Annotated in this window: 16 protein-coding genes and 1 other RNA gene; 6 read left to right on the forward strand and 11 right to left on the reverse strand. The window is 67.4% G+C overall.

Features of this window, described 5'->3' with window-relative positions; all coding sequences use genetic code 11:
- Nucleotides 1-33: 33 nt before the first annotated feature.
- A complete protein-coding gene (gene rlmD / locus WJ12_RS09125) occupies nucleotides 34-1,338 on the reverse strand; it encodes a 23S rRNA (uracil(1939)-C(5))-methyltransferase RlmD (protein ID WP_233622711.1) in 1,305 nt (434 codons plus the stop codon).
- A 318-nt stretch (nucleotides 1,339-1,656) separates the two neighbouring features.
- On the opposite strand from rlmD, the gene WJ12_RS09130 reads away from it, so the two are divergent.
- A complete protein-coding gene (locus WJ12_RS09130) occupies nucleotides 1,657-2,511 on the forward strand; it encodes an endonuclease/exonuclease/phosphatase family protein (RefSeq protein ID WP_059561610.1) in 855 nt (284 codons plus the stop codon).
- Nucleotides 2,512-2,541: 30 nt separating this feature from the next.
- Here WJ12_RS09130 and WJ12_RS09135 read toward each other — a convergent pair whose 3' ends face one another.
- From WJ12_RS09135 to ffs, 10 genes are all read right to left on the reverse strand, one after another.
- Nucleotides 2,542-3,318, reverse strand: a complete 777-nt coding sequence (locus WJ12_RS09135; RefSeq protein ID WP_034188642.1) for a 3'-5' exonuclease — start codon at nucleotides 3,316-3,318, stop codon at nucleotides 2,542-2,544.
- Nucleotides 3,319-3,321: 3 nt separating this feature from the next.
- The gene (gene rpoS, locus WJ12_RS09140) at nucleotides 3,322-4,410 is read right to left on the reverse strand and encodes an RNA polymerase sigma factor RpoS (protein WP_034188643.1); all 1,089 of its coding nucleotides are present in this window, start codon (nucleotides 4,408-4,410) and stop codon (nucleotides 3,322-3,324) included.
- Between the two features lie 11 nt (nucleotides 4,411-4,421).
- Complete coding sequence (locus WJ12_RS09145; protein ID WP_049028267.1) at nucleotides 4,422-5,309, reverse strand: peptidoglycan DD-metalloendopeptidase family protein; 888 nt, start codon at nucleotides 5,307-5,309, stop codon at nucleotides 4,422-4,424.
- A gap of 5 nt (nucleotides 5,310-5,314) precedes the next feature.
- Entirely contained in the window at nucleotides 5,315-6,247 is a 933-nt protein-coding gene (locus WJ12_RS09150; protein WP_034188975.1) for a protein-L-isoaspartate(D-aspartate) O-methyltransferase, read from the reverse strand.
- A complete protein-coding gene (surE, locus tag WJ12_RS09155) occupies nucleotides 6,244-7,005 on the reverse strand; it encodes a 5'/3'-nucleotidase SurE (RefSeq protein WP_034188645.1) in 762 nt (253 codons plus the stop codon). Before surE ends, WJ12_RS09150 begins: the two co-directional genes overlap by 4 nt.
- Nucleotides 7,006-7,214: 209 nt before the next feature.
- Nucleotides 7,215-8,420, reverse strand: a complete 1,206-nt coding sequence (locus WJ12_RS09160) for a CaiB/BaiF CoA transferase family protein (RefSeq protein ID WP_059561612.1) — start codon at nucleotides 8,418-8,420, stop codon at nucleotides 7,215-7,217.
- 48 nt (nucleotides 8,421-8,468) lie between these two features.
- Complete coding sequence (recR, locus tag WJ12_RS09165) at nucleotides 8,469-9,065, reverse strand: recombination mediator RecR (RefSeq protein ID WP_006478665.1); 597 nt, start codon at nucleotides 9,063-9,065, stop codon at nucleotides 8,469-8,471.
- A gap of 31 nt (nucleotides 9,066-9,096) precedes the next feature.
- Entirely contained in the window at nucleotides 9,097-9,423 is a 327-nt protein-coding gene (locus tag WJ12_RS09170; RefSeq protein ID WP_014896896.1) for a YbaB/EbfC family nucleoid-associated protein, read from the reverse strand.
- Between the two features lie 95 nt (nucleotides 9,424-9,518).
- Nucleotides 9,519-11,882, reverse strand: a complete 2,364-nt coding sequence (locus tag WJ12_RS09175) for a DNA polymerase III subunit gamma/tau (RefSeq protein ID WP_059561615.1) — start codon at nucleotides 11,880-11,882, stop codon at nucleotides 9,519-9,521.
- A 127-nt stretch (nucleotides 11,883-12,009) separates the two neighbouring features.
- Nucleotides 12,010-12,108: signal recognition particle sRNA small type (ffs, locus tag WJ12_RS09180), an RNA gene on the reverse strand.
- A gap of 390 nt (nucleotides 12,109-12,498) precedes the next feature.
- On the opposite strand from ffs, the gene trxA reads away from it, so the two are divergent.
- The 5 genes from trxA (at nucleotide 12,499) to WJ12_RS09205 (ending at nucleotide 17,332) form a co-directional block, all read left to right on the forward strand.
- Nucleotides 12,499-12,825, forward strand: coding sequence for a thioredoxin TrxA (trxA, locus tag WJ12_RS09185; protein WP_006402348.1), 327 nt, complete (start codon nucleotides 12,499-12,501; stop codon nucleotides 12,823-12,825).
- 194 nt (nucleotides 12,826-13,019) lie between these two features.
- Nucleotides 13,020-14,282, forward strand: coding sequence for a transcription termination factor Rho (rho, locus tag WJ12_RS09190; protein ID WP_006478662.1), 1,263 nt, complete (start codon nucleotides 13,020-13,022; stop codon nucleotides 14,280-14,282).
- A 124-nt stretch (nucleotides 14,283-14,406) separates the two neighbouring features.
- A complete protein-coding gene (locus tag WJ12_RS09195; RefSeq protein ID WP_034188648.1) occupies nucleotides 14,407-14,907 on the forward strand; it encodes a MerR family transcriptional regulator in 501 nt (166 codons plus the stop codon).
- Complete coding sequence (locus tag WJ12_RS09200) at nucleotides 14,904-16,460, forward strand: MFS transporter (protein ID WP_034188649.1); 1,557 nt, start codon at nucleotides 14,904-14,906, stop codon at nucleotides 16,458-16,460. Before WJ12_RS09195 ends, WJ12_RS09200 begins: the two co-directional genes overlap by 4 nt.
- Nucleotides 16,461-16,498: 38 nt before the next feature.
- Nucleotides 16,499-17,332 (forward strand): M90 family metallopeptidase, encoded by an 834-nt coding sequence (locus tag WJ12_RS09205; RefSeq protein ID WP_034188650.1) that lies wholly within the window; start codon nucleotides 16,499-16,501, stop codon nucleotides 17,330-17,332.
- Nucleotides 17,333-17,482 lie beyond the last annotated feature (150 nt).

The following is a 17,482-nucleotide window of genomic DNA, read 5'->3' on the forward strand; positions in this document are numbered from 1 at the left end:
TTCGGGCCGGTTTTTTTACGTCCGCCGCCCGGCTCAGTCGCGCTCGAACAGCGCGATCGATTCGACGTGCGACGTATTCGGGAACATGTTGACGACACCGGCGCCCTTCAGCCGGTAACCGGCCTCGTGCACCAGCAGGCCCGCGTCGCGTGCAAGCGTCGACGGGTTGCACGACACGTAGACGATGCGCTTCGGCAGCGGGCCTGCGCCGCTCTGCGCGATCTCGGCCAGCGCCTTCGACACCGCGAGCGCGCCTTCGCGCGGCGGGTCGATCAGGAACTTGTCGAAGGCGCCAAGCGCGCGGAGGTCGTCGCCCGTCACCTCGAACAGGTTCCGGCACGCGAACGTCGTGTGGCCGTCGACACCGTTTTCGCGTGCATTCGCGAGCGCGCGCGTCGTCAGCGTGTCGCTGCCCTCGATGCCCATCACTTCGCGCGACAGCCGCGCGAGCGGCAGCGTGAAGTTGCCGATGCCGCAGAACAGGTCGAGCACGCGGTCGTCGCGCGACGGCGCCAGCAGGCGCAGCGCACGCCCCACCAGCACACGGTTGATCTGATGATTGACCTGCGTGAAGTCGGTCGGCTTGAACGGCATGCGGATCCCGAATTCCGGCAGCGTGTAGTCGAGCGGCACGTCGAGCGGATAGAACGGCGTCACCGTGTCCGGGCCCTTCGGCTGCAGCCAGAACTGCACCTTGTGCTCGTCCGCGAACGCGCGCAGCAGCGCTTCGTCGTCAGCATTGATCGGCTCCAGCACGCGCAGCACGAGCGCCGTGACTTGCGAACCGACCGCCAGCTCGATCTGCGGCATCCGATCGCGGATCGACAGCCCCTCGACGAGCCGGCGCAGCGGCACCAGCATCGCCGACACGTGCGGCGGCAGCACTTCGCAGCTCGTCATGTCGGCAACGTAGCTGCTCTTCTTCTCGTGGAACCCGACCAGCACGCCGCCCTTCTTCGCCACGTTGCGCACGGTCAGCCGCGCACGGTAGCGATAGCCCCACGACGGGCCGTGGATCGGCGCGAACATCGTTTCCGCGCGCAGCTTCGCCAGGTGCCACAGGTTGTCCTCGAGCACGCGCTGCTTGACCGCCACCTGCGCACGCATGTCGAGATGCTGCATCGAGCAGCCGCCGCAGGTACCGAAGAACTTGCATTTCGGCTGCGTGCGCATCACGCTCGGGCGCAGAATATCGACAACCGTCGCCTGCTCGTAGCTCGGCTTGCGGCGGTAGCTCGAATAGGTCACGCGTTCGCCCGGCAACGCGCCCTCGACGAAGATGACCTTGCCCGGCTCGCCGTCCTCGGTGATCGTGCGGCCGACACCGCGCGCTTCCATGTCGAGCGATTCGATCTCGAGAACCGGGGCGGGCCCGGGCGCGACGGGCGCATTTTTCGATTTGCGCGCAGAAGTGGGGACGGCTTCGGACACCAGCTTTTCCTGACAAACGTTGAAGAAGGCGAGATTGTAGACGACGAAGGCCCGTACCGCCCGCTTTGGATGGCGCGACCGTCGATACTCGATCAGGGACGGCCCTGCATGGCGCCGAAACTCGCGCAGCCGGCTGACAGCCCACGGCCCACGGGCGCGCAAGACACTGGAACGCGCGAGGGCGCGGCCCTGACGCCCGACGCCCAACCGGCAGGAGATTCGACCATGCGACTGATCGACTGGAACATCCAATGGGGTCGGGACGCGGACGGCGTCGTCGACCTTTCCCGCACCGTCTCGACGATCCGGCGGCTCGGCGATTTCGACGTGCTGTGCCTGCAGGAGGTCACGCGCGGCTTCGGCGCACTGCCCGGGCAGCCGGGCCCCGACCAGTTCGCCGAACTCGCGGCGCGGCTGCCCGGCTACACGATCATCGAAGCGATCGGCGCCGACCTGCCGGCAATCGAACCGGGCGCATCGCGCCGCCAGTTCGGCAATGCGATCGCGACGCGGCTGCCGGTCGGGCGCGTGCTGCGCCAGTGGCTGCCGTGGCCGGCCGACGCCGGCGCGCCCTCGATGCCGCGCGTCGCGCTCGACGTCGAACTGCAGGCGCCCTTCGGCGCGCTGCGCGTGGTGACGACCCATCTGGAATATTATTCGGCGCGCCAGCGGCTCGCACAGGTCGATGCGTTGCGCGGCCGGCATCGCGAGGCCTGCGCGCACGCGAAACACCCGGCGCCGGCCGAGACTGCCGAGGGACCGTTCAGCGCGACCGGCCAGCCGTGCGATGCGATCGTCTGCGGCGACTTCAACAGCGCATTCGACAGCGACGCGTACCGGCGCTTCCTGGCCCCGATCGCGGACGCGCCGCGCTTCGTCGACGCTTGGGTCGCGCGACACCCGGGCCGCGCGCCGCCACCGACGGCCGGCGTCCACGATACGGCGCAATGGCCGGAAGGGCCGCTCGCGTGCGACTTCGTATTCGTGACCGAGACGCTGCTGCCGCGCGTCGTGTATTGCGAGATCGAAGGCGACGTGCGCGCGTCCGACCATCAGCCCGTGCTGCTCGAGCTGGCCTGACCGCGCCGATTGCGGCGCCGGCCGCCCGCGCTACGCGTCGAAGCCGGCCAGGTACTCGACCCAGTGCGGCGCCGGCTCGAGCGCGAGCGCATTCTTCACGATCAGGATCTCGTCCGCATACTCGCTCGGTGTCAGGCCGCCGCGCATCAACTGGAACCGGCAGTACAGCAGATAGGTGTTGACGACGTCGGTTTCGCAATAGTTGCGGATTTCGTCGATCCGGCCATCGCGGAACGCCGGCCACACCTGGCTGCCGTCCATCCCGAGCTTGCCCGGAAAGCCGCACAGCTTCGCCAGCGCGTCGAGCGGCGCGTTCGCGCGCGCCTGATACATCGCGAGCACGTCCATCAGGTCGGTATGCCGCGTGTGATAGCGCGAGATGTAGTTGTTCCACTTGAATTCGCGGTCGTCCTCGCCGAGATCCCAGTAGCGGGTCGCGGGGATACCGTGCACGAGCGCGCGATAATGGAGCACCGGCAGGTCGAAGCCACCGCCGTTCCACGACACGAGCTGCGGCGTGTATTTCTCGATCACGCGGTAGAACGACTGGATCAGCGTCGCTTCGTTGTCCTGCGGCGTGCCGAGCGAGCGCACGCGAAAACCGTTGTTGTCGCGGAACACGCACGAGATCGCGGCGATCCGCTGCAGGTGATGCGGCAGGAAATCGCTGCCGGTCTTCTCGCGGCGCGCGGCGAATGCATGTTCGGCCACCGCGGCATCGTCGAGCGTTGCAGGGAGGTCTTCCAGACGGCGAATGCCGTCGACATCGGGAATCGTCTCGATGTCAAAAACAAGAATCGGAGTCATCGGTTACAGAACGGCGTCCTTGCGCACGCCGTTGGAGGCAAAGAACCGCTTGAGGCGCACCAGCGCTTCCTGCTGGATCTGCCGCACGCGCTCGCGCGTCAGCCCCATCTCGTCGGCGAGCTCCTCGAGCGTCGCCGGTTCGATGTGGTTCAGGCCGAAGCGGCGTTCGATCACGTGCCGATGCTTGTCCGACAGACGCGACAGCCATGCGCGCGTCAGCGTCTCGAGCTCGCGGTGCTGCACCTCGGCATCGGGCGACTGGCTCTGGTCGTCGGGCAACAGGTCGAGCAGGCTGCTCGCGGGATCGAGGTCGAGCGGCGCGTCGAGCGACGCCGTATGCTCGTTGAGCGCGAGGATGTCGGTGACTTCCTCGGCGGTCTTGCCGGTGAGATAGGCGATGTCGTCGATGCTGGCTTCGCGGCGCTCGGCCGCCTCGCCCGTCGACATCGAATTCTTTTCGAGGTGGCGCTTCGCGCGCAGCACCTGGTTCAGCTCGCGGATCACGTGCACGGGCAGGCGCACCGTGCGGGCCTGGTTCATGATCGCCCGTTCGATGCTCTGCCGGATCCACCACGTCGCATAGGTCGAGAAACGGAACCCGCGCGTCGGGTCGAACTTCTCGATCGCGTGCATGAGGCCGAGGTTGCCTTCCTCGATCAGGTCGAGCAGCGGGACGCCGCGGTTCAGATACCCCTTCGCGATACTGACGACGAGACGCAGGTTGCGCTCGATCATCACCTGCCGCGCCTCGAATTCGCCGGCCTTCGCCAGGCGGGAATAGCGCTGCTCTTCCTCGACGGTCAGCAGCGGCTTCACGCTGATTCGGTTCAGGTAATGCTGGATCGTGTCGGCCGTGAGCTCGGCCTGCAGCAGCGTGCGGAAATCGTCGACATCGGGCGATGCTTCCGGGCGGCCTTCGCGCTCGTCGTCGCCGCCGTCCACCTCGGCGTCGCGTGCCTCGATATCGCGCTCGTTGTCCGCGATATCGTCCTCGTCGTCCGTCGAAGCACCAGCTCGCCCCACCGATGCTTGCGTGGCACGACTGATCTTCTCAGATTCGGCTTGCGGCTCGTGGCGCTTCGATTTCGGCATGGTCGTCTCGGTTATTGAGGCGGCAAATACTTCAGCGGATCGACAGGCTTACCCTGCCGGCGAACCTCGAAATGCAGCATCACGCGGTCGGCGTCGCTGTTACCCATCTCGGCGATCTTCTGCCCCTTCGTTACCGCGTCCCCCTCTTTTACCATCAAAGCGCGATTGTGTGCATACGCCGTGAGGTAAGTTGCATCGTGTTTGATGATAATGAGGTTGCCGTAACCACGCAGGCCATTGCCGGAGTAAACGACGCGGCCGTCCGCTGCCGCCTTCACGGCCTCGCCGGCGGACCCGCCGATATTGACACCCTTGTTCTTCGCGTCGTCGAACCCGTTCAGCACGGGGCCGCGCGCGGGCCACGCGAACGTCACGGGGCCGCTCGGGGCCGCCGCCGTATCGCTGGATCCGGTCGCCGCGGCCGGCGGCGTCGCGAGCGTGGACGACGTGCCGGCGGCCGGCGTGGCCGGACCGCTGCTCAGCGGCGCGGTCGCCACGGCCGCACCCGCGATCGGCGCGGTGGCCGGTGCGCCCGCAACGGCGGCACCGCCCGGCGGCGCCACGCGCAGCAACTGGTCGACTTCGATCTGGTTCGGGTTCGCCAGGTTGTTCCACGACGCGATGTCGCGATAGTTCTGCCCGTTCTCGAGCGCAATCCGGTACAGCGTGTCGCCCGGTTTCACGCGGTAGAAGCCCGGCGGCGGCGGGCCGAGCGGCACCGCGGGCTGCGCGGCGCCGGTCGTGCCGAGCGAGCCGGAGCGATCGACGACAGGCGCGTTGTCGAGCCGCGTCGCACAGGCGGCCAGTAGCGTGGAGAGCGCAGCCACACAGATCGCGCGCTGGGCGAGCGTGAGCGGTTCCCTGGATCGGTTGTTTTGCATCGCGCGCAACATACTCATCGGTTTCAAATCACTCCGGATTTTAAAGGGACAAAGAAAACGCGATCAAGCCGGGACTCTCGCCATTGCGCGTGCGCGACGCGCTCGACGAGCGTGAGCACCTGGTGCTGCCCGCTCTGCGCGCCGACCGGCGCGACGAGCCGCCCGCCGATCGCGAGCTGCTCGAGCAGCGCTTGCGGCACGTCGAGCCCCGCCGCCGCGATCACGATCGCGTCGAACGGGGCCGCGGACGGCAGGCCGACACGCCCGTCGCCGTAGTGCAGACGGATGTTCGGCACGCGCAGCGGCCGCAGGTTCAGCTTGGCGCGCTCGTAGAGCGGCTTGATGCGTTCAATCGAATACACGTCGCGTGCCACGTGGCTCAGCACGGCGGCCTGATAGCCGCATCCCGTGCCGATCTCGAGGACGCGCTCGAGTGTGCGGCCGGCCATCGCGAGCTCGATCATGCGCGCGACGACCGACGGCTTGGAAATGGTTTGCTGGTGGCCGATCGGCAACGCCGAATCCTCGTAGGCCTGCGTCGCGAGCCCCGGATCCACGAACATGTGGCGCGGCACCGCGGCCATCGCGTCCAGCACGCGCGCGTCGGTCACACCGTTCGCACGCAGTCGTTCGACCATCCGCTCGCGCACCCGTTCCGACGTGAGCGCGAACGCGCCGGCCGGCGCGACGCTCGGCGCAGCCGGTTTCGGCATCGCGGGCTTCGGCGCGGTCGGCTTCGGCGCGGTCGCGGGCTTCGCGGCGACGGGACCGGGCAACGCCGACCGCCCGGCAGCGGGCTTTACCGCAACCGGTTTCAGCACGGCAGCGGGCTTGTCGGCCGCCTTCGACACCGCGCCCGCCGCATGGCGTTCACCGGTCCGACCTTCCGATTTGCGTGGCGCTCGCTTGAGATCTTCGAGCGCGAGCGGAAACCGCTTCGCGCGCTCGCCGCTCATGAAGCCCGCCCTCCGGCGCGCGCCCATTCGCGCGTCGCGGGCAGCATCTGCGTATGCGTGAGGTCGAGCTGCAGCGGCGTGATCGACACGAAACCGTTTGCGACGGCGTGGAAATCGGTGCCGTCGCTCGCGTCCAGCGCCGCGCCCGCCGCGCCGATCCAGTAGACCGGCTCGCCGCGCGGGTCGGTCTGGCGAATCACCGGCTGCGACGGATGACGCTTGCCCAGGCGCGTGACCTGCCAGCCCTTCAGCGCGTCGTACGGCAGGTTCGGAATATTGACGTTCAGCAGCGGGTTGCCCGGCAGCGGATGCGCGAGGTAGTGCTCGACGATTTCCGCGGCGACGCGCGCGGCGTCCGCCAGATGGGCCCAACCCTTGTCGGCCAGCGAGAAGGCGATGGCCGGCACGCCGAACATGATGCCTTCGGTGGCGGCCGCAACTGTCCCTGAATAGAGCGTGTCTTCGCCCATGTTCTGGCCGTTGTTGATTCCGGAAACGACGAGATCCGGCCTCGCGCCGGCCATCCCCGTCAACGCGACGTGCACCGAATCGGTCGGCGTGCCGTTCACGTAGAAGAAACCCGTACCCGCCGCACGCTGCACCGACAGCGGCCGCGACAACGTGAGGGAATTCGACGCGCCGCTGCAGTTCTGCTCGGGCGCGATCACCGTGAGCTCGCCCAGCGGCTGCAGCGCTTCGCTGAGCGCGGCGAGACCGGGGGCAAGATAGCCGTCGTCGTTGCTGAGTAGGATTCGCATCCGGCGATTGTAACCGAGGAAAGATGGCGCGAGAGCGACAGTCCGGCGAGCGCGGACGGACGGGGCACGCATGCGCGCACGGTGCGCCGCCGCATTGCGCGGCGGCCTTCCGCATGCCCGGGAAAACGCGTGGCTGCCCCGGGTTTTCCTTCTCGAAAGCCGTCCCGTCGCGGATCTGGCGCGACGCGACAGGTCCGCGGGCGCTTCCCCTAGATCGCGCCCGCTTCGCGCAGCGCGGCGATCGCCTGCGCGTCGTAGCCGAGGCCGCGCAGCACCTCGTCCGTATGCTCGCCGAGTTCCGGCCCGAGCCAGCGCGTTTCACCCGGCGTATCCGACAGCTTCGGCGTGATGTTCGGCAGCGGAATGTCGGTACCGTCGGCCAGCTTGAAACGCTGGATCATCTGCCGCGCGACGAACTGCGGATCGGTGAACATGTCGGCGGCGCTGTAGATGCGCCCGGCCGGCACGTCGGCCGCGTTGAGCACGACGAGCGCCTCGTCGATCGTGCGCGGCGCGAGCCACGCGGCGATCGCGTCGTCGATCTCCCGCGTACGCGGCACGCGCCCGTCGTTTTGCGCAAGCGCGGGATCGTCGGCGAGGTCGTCGCGTTCGATGGCCTTCATCAGCCGCTTGAAGATCGGGTCGCTGTTGCCGCCGATCACGATGCTGCCGTCGCGGCACGCATAGGTATTCGACGGCACGATGCCCGGCAGCGACGCGCCGGTGCGCTCGCGCACCATCCCGTACACGCCGTATTCGGGCACCACGCTTTCCATCATGTTGAAGACGGCCTCGTACAGTGCAACGTCGACCACCTGCCCCGCGCCGCCGTTGACCTTGCGGTGATGGAGCGCCATCAGCGCGCCGATCACGCCGTGCAGCGCGGCGATCGAATCGCCGATCGAGATGCCGATGCGCGGCGGCGGCAGATCGGGATAACCGGTGATGTGACGCAGCCCGCCCATCGATTCGGCGATCGCGCCGAAGCCGGGCCGGTCGCGGTACGGGCCCGTCTGACCGTAGCCGGACAGGCGCACCATCACGAGGCCCGGGTTGTCGGCCGACAGCACGTCGTAGCCGAGCCCGAGCTTCTCGAGCAGGCCCGGACGGAAGTTTTCGATCACGATGTCGGCCTCGCTCGCGAGCTGACGCGCGATCGCCTTGCCGGCGTCGGCTTTCAGGTTGAGCGTGACCGATTTCTTGTTGCGCGCCTGGACGGACCACCACAGCGACGTGCCGCCCTGCTCCGGGTGGAGCTTGCGCCACTTGCGCAGCGGGTCGCCGCCGTTCGGATCCTCGATCTTGATCACTTCCGCGCCGAATTCGGCAAACAGCCGCGACGCGAACGGCCCCGCGATCAGCGTTCCGAATTCGAGCACTTTGACGCCCGCGAGCGGGCCCTGGGTGGTGCTCATGTGTCTCCCTGGCATGAGGAACGGCGCCGCCTGCCGGCGGCGCCCGGCTTACATCGTGCGGCGATCGAGCATCGCGCGGGCGATGGTGCCCGCGTCGACGTATTCGAGCTCGCCGCCGACCGGCACGCCTCGCGCGAGACGCGTGACCGCGAGGCCGCGCGCCTTCAGCGTCTGGCCGAGGTAATGGGCGGTGGCTTCGCCCTCGTTCGTGAAGTTGGTCGCGAGGACGACCTCCTTGACGACACCGTCGGACGCGCGCCGCACGAGGCGGTCGAAATGGATTTCCTTCGGGCCGATCCCGTCGAGCGGGCTCAGTCGCCCCATCAACACGAAATACAGCCCGCGGTACGTCATCGTCTGCTCGAGCATGATTTGATCGGCAGGCGTCTCGACGACGCACAGCAGCGTCGGATCACGCTCCTCGTCGCTGCAGACCTCGCAGATCTGCGCTTCGGTGAACGTGTTGCACTTCTCGCAGTGCTGCAGGTGCTCGGTCGCGAACAGCAGCGACCGGCCGAGCCGCTCCGCGCCCTCGCGGTCGTGCTGCATCAGGTGGACCGCCATGCGCTGCGCGGATTTCGGCCCGACACCGGGCAGCACGCGCAACGCTTCGACGAGAGCGGACAGGGCGGACGGCTGTTTCATACGGCGGCAAACGGTGGCACGGACGCCGCGCTCAGAACGGCAGCTTGAAGCCCGGGGGCAGCGGCAGGCCCGACGTCATGCCGCTCATCTTTTCCTGCGACGTCGCTTCGGCCTTGCGCACCGCGTCGTTGAACGCCGCGGCGACGAGATCCTCGAGCATGTCCTTGTCGTCCGCGAGCAGGCTCGGGTCGATCGCGACGCGACGCACTTCGTTGCGGCACGTCATCGTCACCTTGACGAGGCCGGCGCCCGACTGCCCTTCGACTTCGATCAGCGCAAGCTGCTCCTGCATCTTCTTCATGTTTTCCTGCATTTGCTGCGCTTGCTTCATCAGTCCGGCGAGGTTGCCTTTCAACATGGGAATACTCCTTCTTGATCGTGTGAAAACCGGCACGCGGCGCGTGCCGGCCAATGTGTGCGGGGCGTGATTGTGCCTGTCGCGGGGCGGTCAGTTCAATGCAGCGTCGGCGGCACGCCGTCCGGCGCCGAATCGGCGAGCGGACGGATCGAGCCGTCGACGATGCGCGCACCGAAGTCGCGCACGAGCTGCTGGACGAACGGATCGCCGTGAATCTCCTGCTCGGCCTCGCGCTGGCGTGCCGCGCGCGCGGCCGCGTCGAGCGCCGCCGCGGTGCGCCGCGCGGGCCCGACCTCGACGGCTACCTCGACCGGCTTGCCGAGCGCATCGGCCAGCGCCGCCTTCAGCTTCGCCACCTGCGCGGCGTCCGCGTACTGCGGCACCGGCACCGAAAGTTTCAGGGTGGTCGCATCGACGGCCGTCAGTTCGCTGTTGAACGCGAGCTGGTACGCGACGCCCTTCAGCGGCAGGCGCGCGGCCAGCGCCGGCCATTCGCCGTCGAAACCGACCGGATCCAGCGCGATCGCGGGCGGCAACGGGCGCGTGTCGACCGGCGCGGACGGACGCGCTTCCGCCGGCTTCGGCGTCACGCGCACATCGTCGGGGCCGCTGTCGAACACCGGCACGAAGCCGTCGTCAGGGCCGCCGAACATCTCGTCGGCGCTGAGCGGCACGTAGTCGTCGGGCGGGATGTCCTCCCACGGCGGCGACGTCGGGCGCGCATCGGCAGCCTGCGGCGCACGGGCGGCAGCACGCGGCGTCGGCACCTGCACGGCGGGACGCGGCGCGGCCGGCTTTTCGACGACCGGCTGGGCGACCGGCTTCGGCGCGGCGCCCGCACGCCCGCGATCGGACGACACGCGCATTCCTGCATTGCGCAGCACGTCGAGCGCGGCGGCGGCACCGCCTGCGCGCGCGGCCGGACGGGCAGCCGGTTCCGGCGACGCAGCGCGCGGTGCCGGCGCGGCCGGTGCGGCCGGCTCCTCGATTCGCGATGCAACCGCGGCGACGCCGGCCGCGGGCAGCTCGGGTTCGTTGCGGGCGGGTGGCGGCACGTCGCTGGCCGGCGCCGCTTGCTGCGCGACATCCGTTCCAGCCGGCTGCGTTTCGACGACAGGTGCGTCGACCGACGCAGGCGCCTGCACCTGAACGGCAACCGGCTTCGCCGCCGGCGGGCTGGCTTCTTCGCCGGATCGAGCCGGCGCCGGACGCGCGGCGGGGACGATCGGCGCAGCCGCCGCAGCCGGCGGACGCGCCGCCTCGGCGGGCGCAGCCGACACCGGCTTCGCCGCAGCGGCCGATGCCGCGGCAGCGCGCGGAGCCGGCACGGCACGCGGCACGGACGGCTGGCCGCCCGGCGCACCGCCGGCGGCAACAGCCGGCTCGAACGCGAGCATCCGCAGCAGCGTCATCGTGAAACCGGCATATTCGTCCGGCGCGAGACCGAGCTCCGCGCGACCGACCGTCGCGATCTGATAGAACAGCTGAACCTGCTCGGGGCTCAACGCCTCCGCGAAGCGGCGCAGGTCGGCCGCTTCCGGCCATTCGTCGAGTACCGATCCCGGCGCGAACTGCGCCCACGCGATCCGGTGCAGCAGGCTCGCGAGATCCTGCAGCGCGGTCGAGAACGACAGGCTGCGCAGCGACATTTCGTCGGCGATCGTCAGGATTTCGGGGCCGCTGCCGGCCGCGAGCGCGTCGAGCAGGCGCACCATGTAAGTCTGGTCGAGCGCGCCGAGCATGCCCGACACGGCCGACTCGGTCACTTCGTTCGCCGAATAGGCGATCGCCTGGTCGGTGAGCGACAGCGCATCGCGCATGCTGCCCTGCGCCGCACGCGCGAGCAGACGCAGCGCCTGCGGCTCGAACGTGATGCGCTCTTCGCCGAGGATCCGCTCGAGATGCGACACGATGTGCCCGGCCGGCATCTGCTTGAGGTTGAACTGCAGGCAGCGCGACAGCACGGTGACGGGAATCTTCTGCGGATCGGTCGTCGCGAGGATGAACTTGACGTGCGGCGGCGGCTCTTCGAGCGTCTTCAGCATCGCGTTGAACGCGTGGTTCGTCAGCATGTGCACTTCGTCGATCATGTAGACCTTGAAGCGCGCATCGACGGGCGCGTACACCGCGCGCTCGAGCAGCGCGGCCATCTCGTCGACGCCGCGGTTGCTCGCGGCATCCATTTCGACGTAGTCGACGAAACGGCCCTCGTCGATCTCGCGACAGGCGCGGCACACGCCGCACGGCTGCGACGTGACGCCGGTTTCACAGTTGAGCGCCTTGGCGAAGATCCGCGACAGCGTCGTCTTGCCGACACCGCGGGTTCCGGTAAACAGATAGGCGTGATGGAGACGCCCGCCGTCGAGCGCGTGCGTGAGCGCCCTGACGACGTGCTCCTGGCCGACGAGCGAAGCGAAATCCTTCGGACGCCACTTGCGTGCGAGAACTTGATAGGTCATCGGGAAATTGTATCAGTAACGCTGCGTCGCGCCGACACGCGAAACGGTGCGGAGAACGGGCAAGGTACGGGTCGAACGGAGTGTGACGCGGAAATAAAAAACGCCCGGCGAACGGGGCGAGAAGGAAGGTGACGAGCCCAACCCTCGGCACTGGCGGAAAACGATTGTGGCTGCTTCGTTCCCGACCTGACCAGGTTCACCGCCCCACCATGCGAGGAGGCCCGTCACGGCATATTCTATCACCGCTCCCGGACAAATGCGACCGTTTGTTCGCCTCAATGCAAATATCGCCGGGCAAACCGGCGCGCCATCCGTTCGCACGACGCACATGCGCACCCGCCCCTTGTAATCCGCCGGCCAGCCTCCACCTGCGTGGCACAACGGTCGAACGCCGCGTCGTACCCCTACTCGCGTAGCGGCTACTATCGCCGCCCGCAGCAGATAGCAATTTAGGCTAATATGACGCCCGAACGACCCGCGAGCCGCGGCATGCAGCGCCCACGCCTCTCCTTTCCGGGGAGCGGAGTGACCTGCCGCAGCGGCCGGCAGCCTACGGCGGCCGGTACGCCGCAACGCGCAAGCAGGCAGTCCCCGAACCGTAAGAGGTATTGACCCAATGAGCGAACAGATCAAACACATCAGCGACGCATCGTTCGAACAGGACGTCGTCAAGTCCGACAAGCCCGTGCTCGTCGATTTCTGGGCCGAATGGTGCGGCCCGTGCAAGATGATCGCCCCGATCCTCGACGAAGTCGCGAAGGACTACGGCGACAAGCTGCAGATCGCGAAAATCAACGTCGACGACAACCAGGCGACGCCCGCAAAGTTCGGCGTGCGCGGCATCCCGACGCTGATCCTGTTCAAGAACGGCGCGGCCGCCGCGCAGAAGGTCGGCGCGCTGTCGAAGTCGCAGCTCACCGCATTCCTGGACAGCCACCTGTAATACGGGCAGGCTCACGGACGTGTTGTCAGCCGGCAACACGTCCGTCGCCAAGCCGCCGATCGCTCGCTCAAGCGCGAATCGGCCTATGCTAGAATTAAAAAACGTCGACAAGACGCATTTAAGTCTCTGAGCGCTTCCGCTCGCCCTCCTCCCTTATTTCTTTCGTCGCTTCTCCTCCCTGGCGGGTTCTCCGTATGCATTTATCCGAGCTCAAGTCTCTGCACGTCTCCGAACTGATCGAAATGGCCAATGGCCTGGAGATCGAAAACGCGAACCGCCTGCGCAAGCAGGAGTTGATGTTTGCCATTCTTAAAAAGCGCGCCAAGACGGGAGAGACGATCTTCGGCGACGGTACGCTCGAAGTGCTGCCGGACGGCTTCGGTTTCCTGCGCTCGCCGGAAATGTCGTATCTCGCCAGCACCGACGACATCTACATCAGCCCGTCGCAGATCCGCCGCTTCAACCTGCACACCGGCGACACCATCGAAGGTGAAGTCCGCACGCCGAAGGACGGCGAGCGCTACTTCGCGCTGGTGAAGGTCGACAAAGTCAACGGGCAGCCGCCCGAGGCCTCGAAACACAAGATCATGTTCGAGAACCTCACGCCGCTGCACCCGAACAAGCCGCTGTCGCTCGAGCGCGAAATGCGCGGCGAAGAAAACGTCACGGGCCGCATCATCGACATGATCGCGCCGATCGGCAAGGGCCAGCGCGGCCTGCTCGTCGCGTCGCCGAAGTCGGGCAAGACCGTGATGCTCCAGCACATCGCGCACGCGATCAAGCAGAACCACCCGGACGTGATCCTGTTCGTGCTGCTGATCGACGAACGCCCTGAAGAAGTGACCGAAATGCAGCGCTCGGTCGCCGGCGAGGTGATTGCCTCGACGTTCGACGAACCGGCCACGCGCCACGTCCAGGTCGCCGAAATGGTGATCGAGAAGGCCAAGCGCCTCGTCGAAATGAAGCACGACGTCGTGATCCTGCTCGACTCGATCACGCGTCTCGCCCGCGCGTACAACACCGTGATCCCGGCGTCGGGCAAGGTGCTGACGGGCGGTGTCGACGCGAACGCACTGCAGCGTCCGAAGCGCTTCTTCGGCGCGGCGCGCAACATCGAGGAAGGCGGTTCGCTGACGATCATCGGCACCGCGCTGATCGAAACCGGCAGCCGCATGGACGACGTGATCTACGAAGAGTTCAAGGGCACCGGCAACATGGAAGTGCACCTCGAGCGCCGTCTCGCGGAAAAGCGCGTCTACCCGTCGATCAACCTGAACAAGTCGGGCACGCGTCGCGAAGAAATGCTGATCAAGCCCGAGATCCTTCAAAAGATCTGGGTGCTGCGCAAGTTCATCCACGACATGGACGAAGTCGAGGCGATGGAATTCCTGCTCGACAAGATCCGCCAGACGAAGAGCAACTCCGAGTTCTTCGACCTGATGCGTCGCGGCGGCTGATCGCCCTCGCCTCGCAAAACGGCCGCCCGCGCATCCAGCCCGGCGGCCGTTTTTTCGCCTCAACCTGAACGTGAACGTACAGGTTGATCTATAATCGCGTCATCGCCCGCCCCTCCGACGCCCGATGCCGAACGACACCTCCCCCGCACTGCTGACCGTGAGCGACGCCGCTTCGCGGCTCGGCGTCACGCCGCGCACGCTGAAATATTACGAAGAGCGCGGGCTCGTCACGCCGTCGCGCAGCGAAGGCCGCTACCGCCTCTACGACGAAGCCGATCTCGAGCGTTTCGCGCGCATCCTGCGGCTGCGCGCGCTCGGCTTCTCGCTGCACGGCATCACCGAAATGCTGAAGCGCCCGCTGGAAGAAACGGGGGACGGCCGGCGCCGCTATTCGGACGCGTCGCTGCGCGACATCCGCACGGGCCTCGCCGAACAGATCGACACGCTCGACCGGCGGATCGCGGCCGTCCAGCGCGAACTGAAGGAAGCCGTCGCACTGCGCAAGGAACTGCAGCACGACATCGACTACGTCGAACGGCGCCTCGCCGGCGAAAACCCCGACGCGCTCATCGCGCAGCGGCGGGCCGAAGCCGGCACGCGACGCCCCCGCAAGGATCGCGAATGAATGCGGTGCCCGGCCGAGCGCCGCTGTGGAGCCGCGCCAACCTGCGCACGGACCTGTTTCCGTGGGCGCTCGCGCTCGTCACCGGCATCGACTATTTCGACAACGCGGTCTTCTCGTTCTTCGCGAGCTACATCGCGGGCGGCATCAACGCATCGCCCGACGAACTCGTCTGGTCGTCGAGCGCGTACGCGGTCACGGCCGTGCTCGGCATCCTGCAGCAGCAATGGTGGGTCGACCGGCTCGGCCATCGCCGCTACGTCGCCGGCTGCATGCTGATGTTCTCGTGCGGCGCGATCGCGTCGGCGCTCGCCGACACATCGCTGCAACTCGCGTTCGCGCGCGGTTTCCAGGGGTATTTCATCGGCCCGATGATGGGCGCCTGCCGGATCCTGATCCAGATCAGCTTCAAGCCGCAGGAACGGCCGCCCGCGACGCGGGCGTTCCTGATCATGATCCTGCTCGGCAGCGCGCTCGCGCCGATCGTCGGCGGACTGCTCGTCGCGCATTCGACCTGGCGTGCACTGTTCGCGTGCACGGCACCGGCCGGCATCGCCTTCGCGATCCTCGCGCTGCTCACGCTGCCCGACTCGGGCCGCACGCCCGACGACGAACGCGGCTCGGGACACTTCTGGCCGTACGTCGTATTCGCGCTCGCGCAGGGCGCGCTGCAGATCGTGCTGCAGCAGGTGCACTACCAGCTCTACAGCGGTTCACCGATGCTGATCCTGCTGACGATCGCGGGAGTCGGCGCGCTCGCGTGGTTCGCGTATCACCAGTGGAACCACCCGACGCCGCTCGTGCGGCTGCATGCGTTTCGCGAGCGGACCTTCCAGGTCGGGCTGCTGCTCTACATGTTCTATTACTACGAGACGACGGGGTTCAGTTACCTGACGTCGCGCTTTCTCGAAGGCGGGCTCGGCTATCCGGTCGAGAACGCCGGCCGCCTGGTGGGCACGATGTCGCTGATTTCGGCCACCGCGCTGTTCGCGTACCTGCGCTACGCGAAACTCGTCGCGCACAAGAAGTGGTTCGTCGTGCCGGGGTTCGCGATCGCCGTCGCGGCCGCGCTATGGATGACGCGCATGACGCCGCAGGTCGGCGAGGCCGCGCTGATCGTCCCGCTGCTGCTGCGCGGGCTGCTGCTGCTCTTCATCGTGCTGCCGGTCGCGAACCTGACGTTCCGGATCTTCGCGATCGACGAATACACGCACGGCTACCGGCTGAAGAACATCGTGCGGCAACTGACGATCTCGTTCGCGACGTCGTCGGTGATCATCGTCGAGCAGCACCGCGTCGCCGTGCACCAGACGCGGCTCGTCGAGCGTGCGAACGTGTTCGACCCGCTGTTCCAGCAGACCGCCGACGCGCTGACGCACAGCTACGCCGCCGCCGGCCACGCGCTGAACGAGGCGCACGCCCTCGCGATCGCGTCGATCGCGCGAATGGTCGCGCAACAGGCATCGTTCCTCGCATCGCTCGACGGGTTTTACTTCCTGGCGGGCGTCGCGCTGGTCGGCGGCGTCTTCGCGGCATGGCAAAAAGAGATCGATTGAGTTAAAAGACAGGCTTTGGATTATCGTCAGCCGTCTCCATGCTTTCAAAACTGACCCGCTGGTTCGACGACCGCCGCCGCGACCGCGCGCTGCGCAGCCACCCGATCTCCGACACGCTGTGGCAGGACACCGTCGAGCGCCTGCCGTTCCTCGCGGCGCTGGCGCCCGACGCGCTCGGCCGGCTGCGCGAGCTGACGAGCCTGTTCATCGCGAAGAAATCGTTCTCGACCGCGCACGGGCTGGCGCTGACCGACGAGATGATCGTCGCGATCGCTGCGCAGGCCTGCCTGCCCGTGCTGAATCTCGACCTGTCGCTGTACGACGGCTGGGTCGGCGTCGTCGTGTATCCGGGCGAATTCGTGATCCGCAAGACCGTGCAGGACGAGGACGGCGTCGTCCACGAGGTCGAGCAGGACGCGAGCGGCGAGGCCTGGGAAGGCGGGCCGGTGATCCTGTCGTGGGAAGACGCGCAGATGACGGACGGCCGGGACGCGTACAACGTCGTGATCCACGAATTCGCGCACAAGATCGACATGGTCAACGGCGCGGCCGACGGTTATCCGCCCCTATTTCGCCGCTGGCACGCGCCGCACCTCGACGCGCAGGCCTGGGCCGACGTGTTCGAACACGCGTACGACCAGTTCTGCGCACGCGTCGATGCGGTGCCGGACCGTGCATGGGCGCGCTTCGAGCGGGACTCGCTGATCGATCCGTATGCGGCCGACCACCCGTCGGAGTTCTTCGCGGTGTGCAGCGAGGCGCTGTTCGTGCGGCCGAAAGCGTTCGAGTCCGAATTTCCGGAGCTGTACCGGCTGCTCGCGCGTTACTACCGGCAGGATCCGGCCGGCACCGGCGCACTCGACGCGCCGTGAAAATTATTCGTCAACCATCTGATTTTCTGGCATAATCGCCGTTTTTCGACCTTAGGCAAGTGGCTCGCGCCGGGCTTGACGTCAACCGAATCGCGCCAGTTTGGGCGGCAAGGCACGGCAAGCGGCGGGTTGGCTACCGCTCTCACCAAG

The organism is Burkholderia seminalis (genome assembly GCF_001718535.1).
Taxonomy (GTDB): domain Bacteria; phylum Pseudomonadota; class Gammaproteobacteria; order Burkholderiales; family Burkholderiaceae; genus Burkholderia; species Burkholderia seminalis.